This is a genomic window from Oligoflexus sp. (assembly GCF_035712445.1).
Taxonomy (GTDB): domain Bacteria; phylum Bdellovibrionota_B; class Oligoflexia; order Oligoflexales; family Oligoflexaceae; genus Oligoflexus.
The window spans coordinates 1-16,988 of the sequence record NZ_DASTAT010000072.1; the positions used below are offsets into that span (position 1 = coordinate 1).

Consider the following 16,988-nt stretch of genomic DNA (forward strand, 5'->3'; position numbering starts at 1 on the left):
CCAGCGCCTGATACGCGCCGATCAGCAATTGTTGCCCCGTCTGTCCCCGGGCATAGAACGTACGGGAAACCTGGGCACCGCCGAACGATCGATTTGCGAGAGTGCCGCCGTATTCACGCGCGAAAGGAACACCCTGCGCCACGCACTGGTCGATGATGTTCACGCTGACTTCGGCCAGGCGATAGACGTTGGCTTCACGCGAGCGGAAGTCACCGCCTTTGATGGTGTCATAGAACAGGCGGTGCACCGAATCACCGTCGTTTTTATAGTTTTTCGCAGCGTTGATACCGCCCTGGGCGGCGATACTATGGGCGCGGCGCGGACTGTCCTGATAGCAGTAGCAGGAGACCTGATAGCCCATTTCAGCCAGAGTCGCGGCTGCGGCGGCGCCGGCAAGACCGGAACCGACCACGATCACATGATATTTACGGCGGTTGGCAGGGTTGACCAACTTCATATTAAAGCGGTGGTTGCTCCATTTTTCCGCAAGTGGACCGCTTGGAATTTTAGAATCCAATTTCATCTTTGTGTGCTCCTCGAATTCGTCGCGTTTACCGAATGATTCCAAACAGAACGGCCAATGGGATCGTGGCACCGGCCAGCGTCACAACCCAACCGACCAGAGGCATGAACTTCCGGAAGAAGGGGTTGTATTTGCTATGGTTCAGGCCAACCGACTGAAACATGCTCGAAAGACCGTGACTCAAATGGTAACCGAGCACGAGCATCGCGGCGACATAAGTGATCGAAATGAACGGCTGTTGGAAACCTGCCACGACCATCGTGTAAACGTCGTCCCGGCCCTGGTTGTCGATATAGGGGCCGGCATAGTTGGTGATTCTGAAAGTATAATGAGCGAGATGATAAAGCACGAAGAGAAGAACGATGGTTCCGGTTCGCGCCATGGTCCGCGATGCGTACGAAGCCTTGAAGGTATCTTCGAAGGCGTAAGCGCGCGGCCGAGCGGCTTTGTTCTCTGCGGCAAGGCTATAGGCCGTGATCACGTGCAGAAGGAAGAAAACCAGCAGTCCACCCCGGGCGATCCAGAGCAAACCGTAAGGCAGGTTGCGCAGGCCTACTGCGTACTGATTCATCGCGTCCTGACCAACGTACAGGAGCAGGTTGCCTGCTATGTGACCAACCAGGAAGGCGAACAGGCCTGCGCCCGTCACGGCCATCACATACTTGGCACCTAGTGAGGACTTCATGAGACGAACGATCCAACTCATAGATCTCTCCACGGGAAATTCTGACAATTGCAGATGAGCAAAGGCTCTCTGTCCAGGCAAGCTATGAACTTAACCCGGACTTTCTTATAACAATGCAGAGTTTTTTTCCATGAAAAAGGCCGGAAATGCAGCGGCGCGGGCCCTTGAATCTGGGCCGAGCCTCGCGCCGCCGTATGGCTTTAGGAGTGGGATTCGCTGACAGGGCCAACGCGCACGATGACCTGCTCCTGGGATTCGAGCAGGCGTTTCGCGACATTTTGCACAGCTGCACGATCGACTTCAAGCAGGCGGTTCGCGTAGTTTTCAAAATCGTCGTAGCCAAGACCATAGAGTTCCATGAGCGCCATCGACATCGCCTGGGCATCGCCCCGCTGCATGTCCGACTCATGCCCGCCAATCAGATAGTTACGGGCGCGATCGATCTCGTCCTGACTCACACCGTTTTGACAAATGTCATTCCAGACGTTGCGGATCCCCAGCTCGGCGTCTTTAAGCTTATGCGGCGTACATGCCATATAGGCCCCAAAGATCCCGCGGTGGCAACCGTAGGAATGAAGCGGTGCGACGGAGTAAGCGAGGCTCTGTTCGTCGCGCAGCTTGACAAAGAATCGTCCTCCACTGCCGCCGAGCACGTTGCTCAGGACGTCCAGGGCATAGCGATCCTTGTCATTCCAGCTGAGGCCGAGGGTACCCATCACAAGGTGAACCTGCTCACGGTCCTTATGAAGATTGGTGACCTGAGCCTTCAGCTCGGCTGGCAACGCCTGCACGATATTGGTCGGACGGGCCACGTTTCTATGCAGCGGCTGCAGGAGACGCTCCATCATGCGGGCCATGGGTTCGAAGGGCAGGCGGCCCACCGCGCTGATGATCCAGTGCGAGCGATCGCGGATCGCGTTGTATTCTTCCAAAAGCGCATCGCAGGTAAAGCCGCGCACGACCTCTTCAGAACCCCAGACCGGGCTCGCGTAAGGGTGTTTGCCGTAAACAGCCTGCTGGAAGCGGCGCATGGCAAGAGCGGAAGGGGAATCCTTTTCCGCCTGGATGTTATCGAAGACTTCCATCTGTGCGGTTTGCAGCTGCATATCGGGGAAACGCGGATCCAAAATCGATTCCGCCCAAAGGGGAAGAAGGTCCTCGACCTGCTCGGAAAGACATTGGAATTTTACGCCCAAAGTGTCCTTGCCGGAGAAACCGCCAAGTACTGCGCCCTGACCTTCGAGGCGACGCAGCATATCCGCATAATTATGCGTGGCGGTCGCCGAACCGAGAAGATCGGCCAGGATATGGTACATACCAGCCTGCGCGGGATTCTCGGAGCGCAGACCGCCCGAGCAGACCGCGGTTATATTCATCAGATCGTTGTGATTCTGCTGCTTATAGATGAAGGTGACCTGGGGCGTGAGTTTGGTCACATGGATGGTCGTCGCGGACTTGCCGGTGCCGACGTTATTCGCCTGAGGCGCGCGGAAGCCGGAAAGAAAGGCTTTGCGCACGTCATCCGCCGTATGCTGACTGTCTTTCGGCAGTATACAGGCCATGATGCAGCCATCCTCACGAATCCACCGATGCACAGCCTGCTCGACTTCATAGGTATTCAAACGGTTGATCTGGGCCTCGACCACGTAGTCGTGCAGAAGATCGTGCGGCGTTTGCAGAGCATTGCCCAGGGAACGGGCCTGGCCTGAGACGGTTTCCTCGGCATAGATGCGATCAGCCTTGGCATTGGCGCGGGCGCGTTCCAGTTCTTCGCGGGTCACAGGCTCTTCGTATTTTAAACGAGCGAGTTCCGCGCCCAGCGCAGTCACGCATTCCAAATAGGTTTCAGCGTGCGGCATGGCGCTGAGTTCGAACACGCCGCCGAAACTCGGAGCATAGACGGAAGCGCCGACGACGCTGGTCAGCTGCTGCTCATCGCGTACGCGGCGGTGAAGGCGCGAGGACTCGCCACTGCCGAGGGCGAAGGCGGCCAGATCCAAAGGCAAAAGGTCATCATGCAAAAGCGCAGGCGCGGGAAAGGCGATCTCGATGCGCGGCTGTTCGAAGTCACCTTTGACGATATGAACCTGGGGTTCTTTGATGCTCGGCAGTTTCAAGTTCAGCGTGCGGTCCTTGGCCTTGCCCTGCGCGGCGCCAAAAGCCTTTTGAATATCATTGATAAGACTCTCGGCGTTCACCGCACCCACGGCCACGACCTTCATGTTGTCGGGCTGATACCATTTCTTCATGAAGGCAAAGATCTGTTCACGCGAATAATTCTTGATGGTTTCTTCAAAACCGATAATGGGCTTCGAGGCCGGGGTTCCTTCATAGATGGAACCAAAAACCTTGCGGCCGAGCATATAGCCCGGGCTGTCTTCGTTCCGCTTCAGCTCTTCCAGGATCACTTCCTTCTCACGGGACAGTTCTTCCGGATCGAAGCTGCTATTGAAGATGGAATCTGCAAGGATATCAATGGCTTCTGCCGCATGCGTGGCGGGCAGGGTCAGATAGAAAACAGTGTGTTCGAAGCTCGTGTAGGCGTTCATCTCGCCGCCGAGGAACTCCACGCGCCGGGATATTTCACCGACGGCAAAGCGCTTTGTGCCTTTGAACAGCATATGCTCGATGCAGTGGCTGATCCCTTCTTCACCTTTTTCTTCGTGCAGGGATCCCACACCGATCCAGCACTGCAGGGCAAACATTTTAGAAAATTGGTTCTCCTGGATCACGACATCAATGCCATTCTCCAAACGCTTGCGCAGCATGTAGGCCTCACTTCTGTATTAGATTTTCATCGTCAGAGACAGGTGCAGGGAACTTTGCCAGTCCTTGGCATCATCTTTCTTACTGGTCGCGTAGCTGAATGAAAATTGCTTTTGATAAATTCCGATGCCGGCGCCGGTCACTTCACGGGCATCGCCGCGAATCGTGCGCCCATGGGCCGCGAAGAGCCTGAGGATGTCAAAGGTCTTCACCTGAACTCCACCAAACGCCATGCGTTCGGGTCTATCATCAACTTCCGACGGCGCCAGAGCCAGCCCGTCCACAATCGGATCATTCCATTCAAGGTTCACCGCCCGATCGCGCTGTCTCACTTCACCATGCACGGTCACGGTCTGGGTTTTATCCTCCCAGGCCAGGCCCACGCGAGCCGTCTTCGGAGCCACCTCGGCGATGCGGCGATTGTTGAAATTTTCCAGCGATAGGCCGAGGCGGACCTGAGTCCCGAGCATCGCGATCACACCCGCTCCCAGGGAAATTCCCTTATACACTTCAGGATTTGCCGGGTCGGTGATGGTGTCTTCAGCTTCCACGTAATGGCCCGAGAAACCTATTGCAAAATAATCAGTGGGAATGGAAATGGCCACGGAACCGCGCTTATGCACGGGCGAATCTCCCTCGGCATCGGCACGGTTGCGTTCCTTCAGGTTTTCCGCGAAGCCTGTGTACTCAAAGCCAGCCACATAACGGGATGTGATCCCATCAATGACGGAAACTTTATAGAAGGGGCGGCCTTGAGAGGGCCAGTAATACCCGCCCCCCACATCATAGGAGCGATGCAGGTAAAGCATGGCAGGATTCAGGCGAATGGCGCCCTGATCGCTGACACTCGCCACCCCGGAACCGGCCAGGGCTGCCCCGCTGCCGCTGACGGCTTCGATTTCCTCGGGAAGTGACCAGGCATTGCGATCACTCGTTTCAGCCGCCTGGAGATTGCTGGTCAGAGCCAGACCTTGGAACGCAAGCAAAAGACCGGATACAAGGGGGCTCCGCATGAACATAACTCCTGGCGTAAACGGGCAAGGCTTACTTCTCGGCCTTCGCTGCAGCCACTTTCGGGGTAGCTGTGATGTGGCTCTTTTGAACTTTCAGCGTGGTATTGGGACCCGCTTCCAAAGTTACAAAGGCGTCGGCGATGGCTTTAATACGACCGATGATGCCGCCCGTGGTCACCACTTCGTCGCCGACCTTCAGAGTCGTAAGAAGCGCCTGATGCTCCTTGGCCTTTTTTTGTTGGGGCCGGATCACCAGGAAATACATGATCACAATAAATGCCAGAGGCATGATGAGAATTTCCAAGGTGCTCGGCTGCGCCGGTTTTGCGCCTTGGGCATAAGCAACGTCGATCAGTGAAAACAGCGTCATGATACCTCCCGCACTGTGCTAATCAGAGGCTCCGACTGTACTGGATGCTTCCGGCATTTGCAACGGAGCAACCGAAAGCTCATAAAGCTGGCGGGACTCGATTTTGCAGATTTTGGCGGCATTATTGCTGTTCCAAATCCAAAGCGCCAAAACCAGGGGATTGGCGCCGAAAAAGAGCAAAAGTCCGAGGCCCTCAAGAGCATGGGAAGCATATTCAGGGTGACGCACAAAACGGTAAGGTCCCTGTCTGGTGCGCGGCATGCCGGGAACGAACACGCAGCGATGGCTCCAGAGTCGGCCGAGGCTTCGCATCGACCAGATACGCAGAAGAAGACTGGTCATCAGAAGGGTCAGACCCAGCACAGGGATTGCGGTCCAGCGCAAAAAACCCGGCAAAAGAAAGTGCGAAAGCCAGGCGACCCACGGCAGAGCCTGCTGGATATGATAGTAGCGCTTCATCTGTTCCGGTATCAGCTCCTCGCCGCCGACCACTTTGAGGTAGGCATAATTGTAGCCATGCACACGCCGTTCACCATAGGTCACGAGCGCTGTGGCTATCAAAACGAGTACTGCTGGAAGTTCTGCAGGCAGACTTGCGATGGCGACTGCCACTCCCTGAACCTCACTTAAATTATTGACTGATCACAGCATCCTAACACAATGCTCACAGTAAAATGAAGAAAGTTCCCAGGAATTATGCCATGAAATCCCTAGGTGTTTGACCCGGGCATCGAATCCGAGTATGGATTGCGATCCAACGTCCTCCTGCCGAGAGAAGAACATGGTCGATTTTTCGCAGCTCAATCCTGAACAGCATCAGGCCGTCACCCGCATCCAGGGGCCGGTCATGATTATAGCCGGCGCCGGAACCGGGAAAACCCGCGTTATCACCTACCGGATGGCGTTCATGCTGCATGCGGGCGTGAATCCGACGGAAATCGTCGCGATGACCTTTACCAACAAAGCCGCCCGCGAAATGAAAGAGCGTCTGACCGAACTGGTGGGGCGCAGTGCGAAAGGCATCATCATCGGCACCTTTCACAGTTTCTGTCTGCGCGTGCTTCGGGAGTTTGCGCATGAGGCGGGCCTGGATTCACGTTTTTCCCTGGCAGGGACCTCGGATCAGCTCGACCTTGTGCGAAAAGCGATGGAGGAACGCGGCTGGCAGGGGCTTTATCGGCCCGAAGACCTGCTCGCGCGGATCAGCAATGCGAAGAATGCTCTGCTGCGGCCCCAGGATGTTCTGAGTGCGGATCCTTTGCGGTTTTCGGACAAGGATCCGGCGGTGCTCGCGGCCATCTATGATGTTTATGAACGGCAGCTGAAGCTCAACCGCGTGATTGACTTCGATGATTGTATTTTCAAAACGGCGCTGCTTTTGAAAAACGACAAGGAGCTTTGCGAAAGGCTCCAGGCCCGTTGGCGTTATTTCCTGGTCGATGAGTTTCAGGATACCAACTTCGCCCAGCTTTATGTTTTGGAACTGCTTGCCAAAGAGTCACGCAATATCTGTGTGGTCGGCGATGATGATCAGTCGATCTACAGCTGGCGGGGGGCCCTGGTGGAAACGCTCGATCGCTTCGAGCAGATTTTCCCTGGGACGCTTTTGATTAAATTGGAGCAGAACTACCGCTGCTCGAACGTGATCCTGCACGCGGCGAACACGGTGATCCGCAATAACACGGGCCGAAAGTCCAAGACGCTCTGGAGTTCTTCACAGAATCAGCAGCCCATCACTCTCGCTTCGCATGCGGATGATGTGAATGAAGCGAAGTGGATTGCGAAAAAATGCTTCACGCTCCTCGGCCAGGGGTTTAAACCCAAAGACATCGGCATCCTCTATCGCGCCAATGCCCAGGCCAAGGCTGTGGAGATGGCTCTGCGCGAGATGCAGGTGGCCTATAAAGTCTATGGCGGGACGAGTTTCTTCGAACGCAAGGAAGTGAAGGATTTCCTCTGTTATTTCAGGCTTTCCGTGAATCCAGGCGATCGCCTCGCTTTCTGGCGGATCATCAACACGCCTGTGCGCGGCATCGGTCTCAAAACTTTGGAAAAAATCGAAGAAGCTGCGAAAAAGCATGACAAGAGCCCTCTTGAGGTTTTGAACCTCGGCCTTGTCGAACTCGATAGCCGGGCGCAGAAGGCCACGCAGGAATTCGTGCAGGCGATCCGCAGTCTTCATGATACGCCGCTCGTCGGCGTGGAGGATCTGGAGCTCAGAGGCCAGCGGATCATCAAGGAATTCGGGCTGGAAGATGAGATTCGGCATAAGACCACGCATGAAGGGGCCCGCCGCCGCAAAATCGAGTCGATGAAAAAACTCCCGACCTGGATTCGAACCCTTGCCGAACGCCAGGTCGAGGACCGCGGCCAGCTGCAGCTGCTTGATCTTCTGGATGCGCTCAGTCTTGGTGATAATGAAAAAGAGCAGAAGGGCGGCAACGATAATCACGTTTCGCTCATGACCATCCACGCCTCGAAAGGCCTGGAGTTCCCGGTCGTCTTCCTGTGCGGTGTGGAAGAGGATCAGCTGCCGCACAAAAACAGCGTGAACTCCGATCAAGCGCTGATGGAAGAACGTCGGCTCTTTTACGTTGCGATCACCCGCGCGAAAATAAGACTCCATTTGACTTACGCACGCGAGCGATTTTCCCAGTTCAAAAAACAGACAAGAAAACCGAGTCGTTTCATAGACGAACTCCCCAATAAGGGCGTCGAAACGGAACACGATGCCGAGATGCGGTCGATGGTCGAGGAAGAGCAGAAGAAGGAAATCAATATGAGCCGGCTCTCGAAGCTCAAACAGGAGCTGCGGAGCGGGTTTGCGCGGCGCGATTAGTCCTCGACTTCCAGATCGATGACGCCTTTGTCTTTCACGAAATTTTTCAGATTATTTACAATGCGGGCTTCGATCTGTCGGGCCCGTTCACGACTGATGCCGTAACGGTCGCCGATTTCCTGCAGGGTCACCGGATTTTCATTCATGATCCGGTCTTCGAAGATCTCGCGATCACGGCCTTTGAGCGTCTGCCGAAAGTTTTCCAGCTGTTCGCCAAAAATAGCTTTGAGTTCATTGTTGGCCAGGGTTTCTTCGATGCTGGGCCGCTGATCGGAGAGCATCGACCCCCTGGTCACACCCTCGCCGTCATCATCCGAACCCACCGGCGCATCCAGGGAATAATCCGGCCCGTTGAGGCGCATCTGCATGTCGATCACATCCTTTTCCCGAACATCCAGGTTTGCGGCCAGGAGCTTGGTATCGATGCGATCGTATTCGGCCAGGAGTTTGTCCATCTCTTTGCGCAAGTTGAAGAAAAGCTTGCGTTGGGCGGCTGTTGTGCCAATCTTAACCTGGCTTTTGTTGTCCATGATGTACTTGAGAATATAGGCCCTTATCCACCAGGCGGCGTAACTCGAAAGTTTCACCCCCTTATAAGGGTTGTACTTTTTCACCGCCTGCATGAGACCATAGTTGCCTTCCTGAATCAGATCGAGAAGGTTGGCCTGAGCCTGACGGAAGTCGTTGGCGATTTTGACAACAAGGCGGAGATTCGAGGTTACAAGACGGTGGGCAGCTGCTATATCTCCCTCTTCAAAATGCTTGCGGGCAGCTTCCAATTCTTCTTCTGGCGTCAGCAGGGAATATTTGGAGATTTCTTGCAGATAAAGTTGGAGAGGTGATAACTTGCTTACAGCCTGGCTAGCCTTGGGAGTTGGCAGATTTTTCGACATCAATTCACCTCTGCTTCAACCTGACAAATGGGACTGAAATATGCCAGGAATTGGGATCATAGCAAATCCCCACTCTAAGTTAAATAAGCGTTCTCCCGAGGAATTAAAGCTTTTACAGGATGTTCTTGGCCAAAAAGGCATCTTTTCCTTGAGCCAGGACCTCGCTCACCTCGATCGCATTATTCACGAATACAAAGAAAAAAGCATTGATATTATTGGCATAAATGGCGGCGACGGCAGCATCTCCCGCGCCATCAGCCGGATTATCAGCATTTATGGCAAGGATCCCCTGCCGCAACTCTGCGTCCTCGGCGGCGGCACCATGAACCTCGTGGCGTCCCAGCTGGGTGTGCGGGGCAGTCCGCACGAGGTCTTGCAGCGTATGCTCGAAACGCTCGAACGACCGCAATCACTTCGGCATCAGAAACTCGCGACTCTCAAGATCGGCGAGATCTATGGCTTTCTCTATGCGGATCAATCGTCCACGGCGATCCTCGAAGAGTTTTATCAGAAGAAGAACGGTCACGTCGGGGCCACATGGCTCAGCGTGCGCCTCATCAATTCCTTTCTTCTGCGTGGACCGCTCATCAAGCGGGTGATTCGCTCGCATCGACTCGAAGCGACGTTTAAACCAGGCGGTCGATTGCGTTCCACTGCTCTTGGTTCCTTTGCGGGAACCATCACCAAGTTTCCCATGGGCCTCCAATTTCTGCCTTTGGCCCGGGAACGTTCGGGACATTTCCAAGTCACAGTCGTGACTTGCCCTCCAGAAAAGTTGCTATGGTACATGCCCGCGATCATGTTACAACAAAAGGAAGGCCCCGCATCAGGAAAGCACAGTTTTTGCTGTGAACAGGCGAATCTTCGGTACGAGGGTTCGGTCCATTTCACGGTGGATGGCGAAATTTATGTGAACCCCACCGGTTCGCTAAAAATCGAAGCGGGCCCGGAGCTGGAATTTGTTTGCAGCTAACAGGTGAAGGTGGATCATATGGATCACGACATCAGCAGAGTCAAGACCCCGGCAGCCGTGGTCACGGTGCCGCTCGATCAATCAGGAGCAAATATGCGTTCCAAAACCCTGCCGCCGCCCCCGGAATGGGCCATCAGTCAGGCACTTGGCCTCGAAGGCATTCGAGTCAGCTGGCTGGCGGGCGACGGATCGGACCGCTGCTACTATCGGCTTCATGACAAAAACAGTGAAAAAACCTTTGTCCTTATGCAGCTTTCCGGTGATGACGCCGCGCTGCTCGCCAAAGACGGTTATGAATGGGTGAAGATCAGCGCCCTGCTCGCCGACCATGAAATTCCCGCGCCGCGGACGATCGCTGCGCTGCCCGATTTCGCCGCCCTCATCATCGAGGATTACGGGGATGTGATGATGGAGACCTTCGCTCTGGAGGCTTTGGAAAAAGGCCAAAGAAGCGAAGTTTTGCAGCTTTATCATCAGGCCTTTGGCATGCTCGGGCATTTTCTGGAAATCACGGAAGCCGGACGCTCGCACTGGCGGGAACGTTCCTTTGATGCCGCGCGCCTCGATTGGGAGCTGCACTTTTTCAAGGAGCAGTTTTTGGAAGCCGTCCTGGAATGGACGTTCACTGCGGAAGAAGCCGTCGCTTTCAAAAAAGATGCCCGCGCTCTTGCCGAGTGGCTGGCGGAACGCTCGCATTTTTTCGTGCATCGCGACTTCCATTCGCGCAATATCATGATCAAAGACAAAAACCTGGCGGTCATCGACTTCCAGGACGCGCGCCTCGGGCCACCGACCTATGATCTCGTATCGCTTTGCTTTGATTCCTACATACCGCTGAGCAGCGCCGAACGCCGCGCCCTGATCAAGCAGGGGATCCAGGCCCTGTTGGCGACCAACCGGTCGCTGGACAAATCCGACCTTGAAGAAGAGATCGGGCCCATGCTTCTGCAAAGGCAGATCAAGGCGATCGGCAGCTTCGGTTATCTGACGGTGAAGAAAAACCGCGGCAACTACCTTAGGAATATTGCTCCGGCTTTGGCAACGCTCGATGCCGACCTGATCGAAGACAGCCGTTGGCCCTTCCTTTCGAAAACTCTGATTCAGGAAATCAAAAGACGCTGGCAGGAGCGGGGAGCGCAATGAAGGCTCTCCTGCTTGCGGCCGGACTCGGGACCCGGCTGCGTCCTCTGACCGAGGTACTGCCGAAACCTTTATGCCTGTTCTACGGCCGGCCTATACTGGATCTTGTGTATGAACAGATCAAACGCGCGGGTATTCAGGGCATTGCGATCAATACGCATCATCTTCCTCAGGTGATTACTCAGCATATACAAAAGCATCCGACTGTCTATACACCGCCTCCTCACATCTCATTCGAACCGGAAATCCTCGGCACCGGGGGTGCTCTGAACCCTTTGCGCGCCTGGCTCGGGGATGAGGACCTTTTGATCTGCAATGGGGATGTGATCGCCGACATCGACCTGAAAGCCCTTGTGCAGCAGCACCGGGAATCCGGTTCAGACGCGACGATGGTGCTCCTCGATCGGCACAAGAAAGGGACCAATCCGGTCGCCTGTGAAAACAGCGAAATCAGAGCCATTGGCGACCAGCCGGTCAAAGCCACGGAAAGGCACACCCTGGCGACCTTCAGCGGTATCCATATCGTCGGTCCAAGGCTCGTGCGGGCGATTCCTGCGAGCGGTTCTCCGTCGATAATCGAGGCCTACATTCGCTTGCTGGCGGAAGGCGCGAAGATTCGAAGTTTCATTCATCGCGGATTCTGGGAGGATCTGGGGACGCCGAAGGATTATTTCGCCGCGCATCAGGCGGTGCTGGCTCATCCGGATCGGACAAGGCTTTGTCAAAGGCTTGGGCTTGATCAGGGTATACGCTTTGAAGGTGATTCCGCACTCTGCGGGCCTGGTCCTTTTCCAAAGAATAGGCGGAACAGCTTTCTCTTTGGGCCTATACAGGGTGATCAGGGTGATGAGCCTATACAATCATGCCTGGTCTATCCATCAAGCGTGATCAAGCCTGGTCAGAGTCTGAAGCATGGGATTATTACGCCGGAAGTGAATATGCAGATCGTGTGAGGAGACTGATGAGGAGGAGAAGAGGGAAGCCACGACGCTCGTCTTTAAAATCTTCATCGCTATAAGTCTTCTGGTTAAAGTCATTGCGATTCGATTTTTAAATCAGGCCTTCGTTAGCTGCTCCAAAGAATGTTCGAGGTCAAAAGTTAGGGTTTCTTATATTAAGTGCGTTTTAAGAAATCTTTGGAAACAGTTTGCGAAAACAGGTCATCCAGCGAATCATTGGCCACTTCAAGGACCGTCTTGCTGGCTTTCACTTTGGATACTGTAACGACTTTGCTATGGGTCTTGGTTTGGCCTTTCACGAATTTCTGCTCGCTTTTGCCGTCAGCAGAAGCCATGCTTGCTGGATCCACATAATAAAGAGTGGTGCCGGCCGTCAGGCGATCAGGGTTGTCGATCATATCGTTGTGGCGCCAGATCAACTTCCAAAGGGACGAGTTACCAAACACGCGACCGGCGATGGTGGCGAGGGTATCACCCTGCTGGATCTGAACTTCAGAACGTTTTACGCTTTCGTAGGTGGAAGCGAACTGCATCGACTGCTCGGTCAACTGATAGTAGACCACATCACCAGGATAGATGAGGCGGGGGTTGGCCAGACCAGTGAAGTTGGCGATCTCTGTCCACTTGTTGGAGTCACCGTAGATACGGGCTGCAATCTTGCCGAGCGTGTCACCCTTCTGAACAATGTAAGACATCTTGGAGCCGAGTTCGGGAAGACCGGGACCAACAGGAGTACCGCTGACCGCACCGCCAGCTGCGGGTGCTGCTTCAGGAGCGGCTGAAGCCTGGTTCATACCAGCATTCATACCGGAATCCATGGCGGCGTTACCCATGCCTGCGTTGCCCATGCCTGCGTCGTTGGCCATGGCGTTGCCGCCGTCCATACCTGCGTTCATGCCCTGGCCGCCGTTATTGGCAGGAAGCTGACCGTTGGCTGTGTTCATCTCTTCGATGATCTGCTGCAGGTCTTCTTCGCCACCCTGCTGACCCTGGCTGTTGTTCGCCATCGCATCGTTTTCTGCACCAAGGGCATTGCCCTGGCCATCGTTGTTCAGACCGTTGGTTTCAGCACCATTGGTCTCGCCGTTGGCCATCTGTTCGTTGTTACCGGCTTCTCCGTTCACCATCTCTTCGTTTTCCGTGGCATTGTTCTCTGCCGCGGCCTGCTCTTCCTCGTTCGACGCTGCGACCTCTTCCGAGCCTTCTTCGCCCGAGCTGGAGCTCGAACAGCCAAGGTTCAGAAACTGCAGCGAGAACATGAGTGTGGCAAGGCATAGGAACCTAACCCAATGTGATCTCATGACCCCTCCCCTTTGTGACGCAAGGTTTTCGAACTAACTCTCACCATGAAGACACCTCCATATGTTCTGGTGAAACAATACCTGACGTTACGAGTCGGTAAAAAAACTCCGACCCTTTAGCCATTACATACGGAATTCCTGAAGCCCGCAAGCGGCATGGATTTCCTGCTTTCCCTCGAGAATTTCTGCCTGTTCTGCTGTTTTTAGGCGGGTGATGAAGCGTGATCTATCGTTTTGACAAGGTGATCAGGCGGGTGTTTGACCATACCAGTTTAGACGCGATAAGCTAATACCAGTTGCTCCATGACCGCCCCTCAAGTATGACAAAGCCTTCTCGTGGACGAGGGGACCTATGGAAAACTTCGAACATATCAGTGTTCTACGCGAAGAACTGGTGGATAGTCTCGGACTTAAGCCGGGTGATTATGCAGTCGACTGTACAGCCGGCGGCGGGGGTCACACCCGCATTCTGCTCGATCAGGTCGGACCCAGCGGAAAAGTGTATGCGTTTGATCGTGATGCCTGGGCTCAGTCGGTTTTGAATAAGCGCTTCCCGGCGGAAGTGGCGAGCGGCCAACTCACTTTGATTCAAGCTCCCTTTTCGGATCTTGTGCCGGAACTTGAAAGCCGCGGAGTCATCGGCCGCATTCAAGGCCTTTGTGCTGATATCGGTGTGTCGTCGCCGCAGCTTGATCATGCCGAACGCGGTTTCTCGTTTGCGAAATCCGGTCCACTCGATATGCGCATGGACCAGACCCGGGGACCGACGGCGGCCGACCTTGTCAATGAAAGTACGGAAGAGGAACTCATTCGCATCTTCCGCGATTATGGCGAAGACCCGCAGGCCCGCTCGGTGGCCCGGGCCATTTTAAAACGCCGTGCGGACAAACCCTTCACCGAAACCACAGACCTTGCGAATGTGGTGGCCGCCGCTTCCTTTTACAAGGAACGCAGTCGCAAGCACCCGGCGACCAAGGTCTTCCAGGCCCTGCGCATCGCGGTGAATGCGGAACTCGAGGAGCTTGAAATCCTGCTTCGGGATTTTCCCAAGGTCCTTGCACCGAAAGGCCGCTGCGGGATTATCAGCTTTCATTCCCTGGAAGACCGGCTGGTCAAGCAGGGTTTCAAACACCTGGTCGACGGAAACAAGCCCCAGTTTGATCGGCACGTCCCCATCACCGCCGCTCAATTGGATGCCATGTACGAAAAACGGTTCCAAATCATCAAACCCTTTCCTCTGGAACCGTCTGACCAGGAAGTCGAACGAAACCCAAGAGCCCGAAGTGCCAAACTGCGCGTGATAGAAAAGCTCTAAAACACAGGCAACAGTTTGCCTGAGTCCTGATATCCTTAATGCATGACCTCACCAAAGGTCCCTCGGGGAGATTCGCGACATGAAGCTTTCGACGTTCACTCGTATCTGGAACAAATTGCCCTTCGTTCTTCTGATCGGAGGGTTCGGCCTCGCCTCCTTCAAAGCCTACATCACCATTCAGACGACCATCATCGGCTATAAGATTGGCCAGATGAAACAGACCGAAACCGACCTCCTCGAATCTCAAAGCACTCTGAAAATGGAACTCGCCAAGATCACAAGGCGCGAAAGCCTCATGAGCATTTCGGCTCGTGATGCTGAAAACCATAAAGATGTTTGGGCCGCCCATTGAAAATGCCAAAAATTGCAAACCTGGGGAGCAGCTTACGACGCCTGCGACCCTCGCAGCTTCGTCAGCTTTGGATCAGTGTGCGCCGGCAAAAGCCCAGCCAGACGCTGGGGCCTTTCTATGGCGGACGCTATCGTTTGATCGCGGTGGGTTTCTTCGGACTCTTCACGATCCTCGCGGGTCGTGCGGTTATGATTCATATTCTGAGCCCGTCGGCGGATATTCTGGAAACGCTCGCGCGGCGTCAGTATCAAACCAAGATCGACCTGTCTCCCTATCGCGGCAATATCTATGATCGTCGGGGCGAACCCCTGGCGATCAGTATCCGTCGTCCTTCCTTTTACGTGAACCCGCGCATTTTCGATCCGACTCCCCAGGAAACAAGGCAGCTGGCTCAGCTGTTGGAACTGTCGCCGGCTCATGTACGAAAAGTGGCGAAGCGGACCAACTATTTTGCCTGGCTTGCGCGCAAGGTGGAGTTTTCTCGGGCTGAGAAAGTCAATGCGCTCAAGATCGAAGGACTCTTCGAAATCACCGAACCCGCGCGCTTCTATCCGAATGGAATAGACCTTGTGCCTTTGATTGGTTCGGTGGGAATTGACAATCATGGTCTTCAGGGTGTGGAGCTGGCTTACGACGGCATGCTGCAGGGCGAAGTTCTGACGACCTTCCGTAATCGCGACGCCCGCGGTCAATCCATTTACCGTGATTCGCTTTTGGCCTTACCGGAAAAAACCGGCAAAAACATCGTTCTGACTCTGGACAGTGCCATACAAAACACGGCCCAGCGCGCCCTGCAAAAAGGTGTGGAAAAAGCCAAGGCCAAAGGTGGCTTCGCGATCGTCTCTGATCCCCATACCGGCCGTATCCTCGCGATTGCGAATGTCAACAGCGCACCATCGGAAATCAATCGCAACCGGGCGCTGACCGACATTTTCGAACCTGGCTCGGTCGTGAAGCCTTTGGTCATCGGCCGGGCGGTCGAACTTGGTCTGACCCGGCTGGATGAAGTGCATGATACCTTCAACGGCACCTATCATGAAGACAAGTGGACCATTCGGGATACTCACGGCTCCGCTTCGATGACGACCGAAGAGATCCTCATCGAATCGAGTAACATCGGAACCTATCGCATTGCCAAACGCATGGGGCCCGAGAAACTCGCCACGACGCTGGCCGAGTTTGGCTTTGGCGCGCGTGATAATCAGATTGGTTTTCCCGGACAACAATTCGGTCGCGTGAGTCCCTGGCAGAAATGGCGACCTGTGCGTTTCGCCAACGTGGCTTTCGGACAAGGCTTTTATGCGTCCGGACTCGAACTGGTGCAGGCCTTTGGGGCGATCGCCAACGGCGGCAACCTTATGAAGCCCTTTTTCATAGACCATATCGAGTCGCCGGAAGGCGGCATGATTGAATCGCATGCCTCCGAGATCGTGCGCCGCGTATTCTCGCCCACGACAGCCGCCAGCATGCGGCTAGTCCTCCGCAAGGTCGTTGATGAGGGAACAGGTCGCAAGGCGGCCTTGACATCCTGGTCGTCTGCTGGAAAAACCGGCACGAGTGAAAAGGTGGATCCGCAGACCCGCAAATATTCCGATCATCTGCGGATTGCCAGTTTCATAGGTTTCGCTCCGAGCGTGGATCCGCACCTCGTGATTTATGTCGTAGTCGATGAACCCTTTGTCAAACCCTACACCGGTGGCATCCATGCAGCGCCCATCTTCCATGAGATCGCCGAGGAAGCCCTGCGTTATCTGAATGTAGCTCCCGACAAGTTTCCGGCAAAAGACGTGCTTGCAAAAGGAACCAACGATCATCTACAAAAGTCAGAAAGCCAGGGCAATCAAGCCCTTTAAGGAGTC

At 54.8% G+C, this 16,988-nt stretch carries 15 protein-coding genes; 7 read left to right on the top strand and 8 right to left on the bottom strand.

Translation table 11 applies throughout. The features are described from left to right. The 6 genes from VFO10_RS16435 to VFO10_RS16460 form a co-directional block, all read right to left on the bottom strand. A partial coding sequence (locus VFO10_RS16435) for an FAD-binding protein (RefSeq protein ID WP_325142077.1) occupies positions 1–523 on the bottom strand: 523 nt, incomplete at its 3' end. 28 nt (positions 524–551) lie between these two features. Further along, positions 552–1,229 carry a succinate dehydrogenase cytochrome b subunit gene (locus tag VFO10_RS16440; RefSeq protein WP_325142079.1) on the bottom strand — a complete coding sequence of 226 codons (678 nt, stop codon included), beginning with the start codon at positions 1,227–1,229 and terminating at the stop codon, positions 552–554. A 179-nt stretch (positions 1,230–1,408) separates the two neighbouring features. Continuing rightward, positions 1,409–3,976, bottom strand: a complete 2,568-nt coding sequence (locus VFO10_RS16445) for a pitrilysin family protein (RefSeq protein WP_325142081.1) — start codon at positions 3,974–3,976, stop codon at positions 1,409–1,411. An 18-nt stretch (positions 3,977–3,994) separates the two neighbouring features. Beyond that, positions 3,995–4,987, bottom strand: a complete 993-nt coding sequence (locus tag VFO10_RS16450) for a hypothetical protein (protein ID WP_325142083.1) — start codon at positions 4,985–4,987, stop codon at positions 3,995–3,997. 31 nt (positions 4,988–5,018) lie between these two features. Further along, positions 5,019–5,357 carry a preprotein translocase subunit YajC gene (yajC, locus tag VFO10_RS16455; protein ID WP_325142085.1) on the bottom strand — a complete coding sequence of 113 codons (339 nt, stop codon included), beginning with the start codon at positions 5,355–5,357 and terminating at the stop codon, positions 5,019–5,021. A gap of 18 nt (positions 5,358–5,375) precedes the next feature. Beyond that, complete coding sequence (locus VFO10_RS16460; protein ID WP_325142087.1) at positions 5,376–5,969, bottom strand: isoprenylcysteine carboxylmethyltransferase family protein; 594 nt, start codon at positions 5,967–5,969, stop codon at positions 5,376–5,378. A 169-nt stretch (positions 5,970–6,138) separates the two neighbouring features. On the opposite strand from VFO10_RS16460, the gene VFO10_RS16465 reads away from it, so the two are divergent. Further along, a complete protein-coding gene (locus tag VFO10_RS16465; protein WP_325142089.1) occupies positions 6,139–8,196 on the top strand; it encodes an ATP-dependent helicase in 2,058 nt (685 codons plus the stop codon). Here VFO10_RS16465 and VFO10_RS16470 read toward each other — a convergent pair. Next, positions 8,193–9,089 carry an RNA polymerase factor sigma-32 gene (locus tag VFO10_RS16470; protein WP_325142091.1) on the bottom strand — a complete coding sequence of 299 codons (897 nt, stop codon included), beginning with the start codon at positions 9,087–9,089 and terminating at the stop codon, positions 8,193–8,195. The two genes, VFO10_RS16465 and VFO10_RS16470, sit on opposite strands and share 4 nt — an antisense overlap. Positions 9,090–9,129: 40 nt before the next feature. On the opposite strand from VFO10_RS16470, the gene VFO10_RS16475 reads away from it, so the two are divergent. The 3 genes from VFO10_RS16475 to VFO10_RS16485 are packed head-to-tail and all read left to right on the top strand — an operon-like array spanning position 9,130 to position 12,155. After that, complete coding sequence (locus VFO10_RS16475) at positions 9,130–10,062, top strand: diacylglycerol/lipid kinase family protein (protein WP_325142093.1); 933 nt, start codon at positions 9,130–9,132, stop codon at positions 10,060–10,062. An 18-nt stretch (positions 10,063–10,080) separates the two neighbouring features. After that, the gene (locus tag VFO10_RS16480) at positions 10,081–11,205 is read left to right on the top strand and encodes an aminoglycoside phosphotransferase family protein (RefSeq protein WP_325142095.1); all 1,125 of its coding nucleotides are present in this window, start codon (positions 10,081–10,083) and stop codon (positions 11,203–11,205) included. After that, a complete protein-coding gene (locus VFO10_RS16485) occupies positions 11,202–12,155 on the top strand; it encodes a nucleotidyltransferase family protein (protein ID WP_325142096.1) in 954 nt (317 codons plus the stop codon). The genes VFO10_RS16480 and VFO10_RS16485 overlap by 4 nt, the downstream gene beginning before the upstream one ends. Positions 12,156–12,316: 161 nt before the next feature. Here the strand turns inward: VFO10_RS16485 and VFO10_RS16490 are convergent, their stop codons facing one another. After that, entirely contained in the window at positions 12,317–13,462 is a 1,146-nt protein-coding gene (locus tag VFO10_RS16490; protein ID WP_325142098.1) for a LysM peptidoglycan-binding domain-containing protein, read from the bottom strand. 352 nt (positions 13,463–13,814) lie between these two features. Between VFO10_RS16490 and rsmH the strand changes: the two genes are divergently transcribed. From rsmH to VFO10_RS16505, 3 genes are all read left to right on the top strand, one after another. Continuing rightward, positions 13,815–14,777: a 16S rRNA (cytosine(1402)-N(4))-methyltransferase RsmH gene (gene rsmH, locus VFO10_RS16495; RefSeq protein WP_325142100.1), complete on the top strand. Its 963-nt coding sequence runs from the start codon at positions 13,815–13,817 to the stop codon at positions 14,775–14,777. A 79-nt stretch (positions 14,778–14,856) separates the two neighbouring features. Continuing rightward, positions 14,857–15,129 (top strand): hypothetical protein, encoded by a 273-nt coding sequence (locus VFO10_RS16500; protein ID WP_325142102.1) that lies wholly within the window; start codon positions 14,857–14,859, stop codon positions 15,127–15,129. 2 nt (positions 15,130–15,131) lie between these two features. Then, on the top strand, positions 15,132–16,982 hold the full coding sequence (locus tag VFO10_RS16505) for a penicillin-binding protein 2 (protein ID WP_325142104.1): 1,851 nt from the start codon (positions 15,132–15,134) through the stop codon (positions 16,980–16,982). The last annotated feature ends 6 nt before the right edge of the window (positions 16,983–16,988 follow it).

Bases quoted from the DNA above. Each gene is read 5' to 3' on its own strand.
- VFO10_RS16470 (WP_325142091.1), bottom strand. From the start codon at position 9,089: ATGTCGAAAAATCTGCCAACTCCCAAGGCTAGCCAGGCTGTAAGCAAG.
- VFO10_RS16490 (WP_325142098.1), bottom strand. From the start codon at position 13,462: ATGAGATCACATTGGGTTAGGTTCCTATGCCTTGCCACACTCATGTTC.
- yajC (WP_325142085.1), bottom strand. From the start codon at position 5,357: ATGACGCTGTTTTCACTGATCGACGTTGCTTATGCCCAAGGCGCAAAA.
- VFO10_RS16465 (WP_325142089.1), top strand. From the start codon at position 6,139: ATGGTCGATTTTTCGCAGCTCAATCCTGAACAGCATCAGGCCGTCACC.
- VFO10_RS16440 (WP_325142079.1), bottom strand. From the start codon at position 1,229: ATGAGTTGGATCGTTCGTCTCATGAAGTCCTCACTAGGTGCCAAGTAT.
- VFO10_RS16475 (WP_325142093.1), top strand. From the start codon at position 9,130: ATGCCAGGAATTGGGATCATAGCAAATCCCCACTCTAAGTTAAATAAG.
- VFO10_RS16480 (WP_325142095.1), top strand. From the start codon at position 10,081: ATGGATCACGACATCAGCAGAGTCAAGACCCCGGCAGCCGTGGTCACG.
- VFO10_RS16500 (WP_325142102.1), top strand. From the start codon at position 14,857: ATGAAGCTTTCGACGTTCACTCGTATCTGGAACAAATTGCCCTTCGTT.
- VFO10_RS16485 (WP_325142096.1), top strand. From the start codon at position 11,202: ATGAAGGCTCTCCTGCTTGCGGCCGGACTCGGGACCCGGCTGCGTCCT.
- rsmH (WP_325142100.1), top strand. From the start codon at position 13,815: ATGGAAAACTTCGAACATATCAGTGTTCTACGCGAAGAACTGGTGGAT.
- VFO10_RS16450 (WP_325142083.1), bottom strand. From the start codon at position 4,987: ATGCGGAGCCCCCTTGTATCCGGTCTTTTGCTTGCGTTCCAAGGTCTG.
- VFO10_RS16505 (WP_325142104.1), top strand. From the start codon at position 15,132: ATGCCAAAAATTGCAAACCTGGGGAGCAGCTTACGACGCCTGCGACCC.
- VFO10_RS16445 (WP_325142081.1), bottom strand. From the start codon at position 3,976: ATGCTGCGCAAGCGTTTGGAGAATGGCATTGATGTCGTGATCCAGGAG.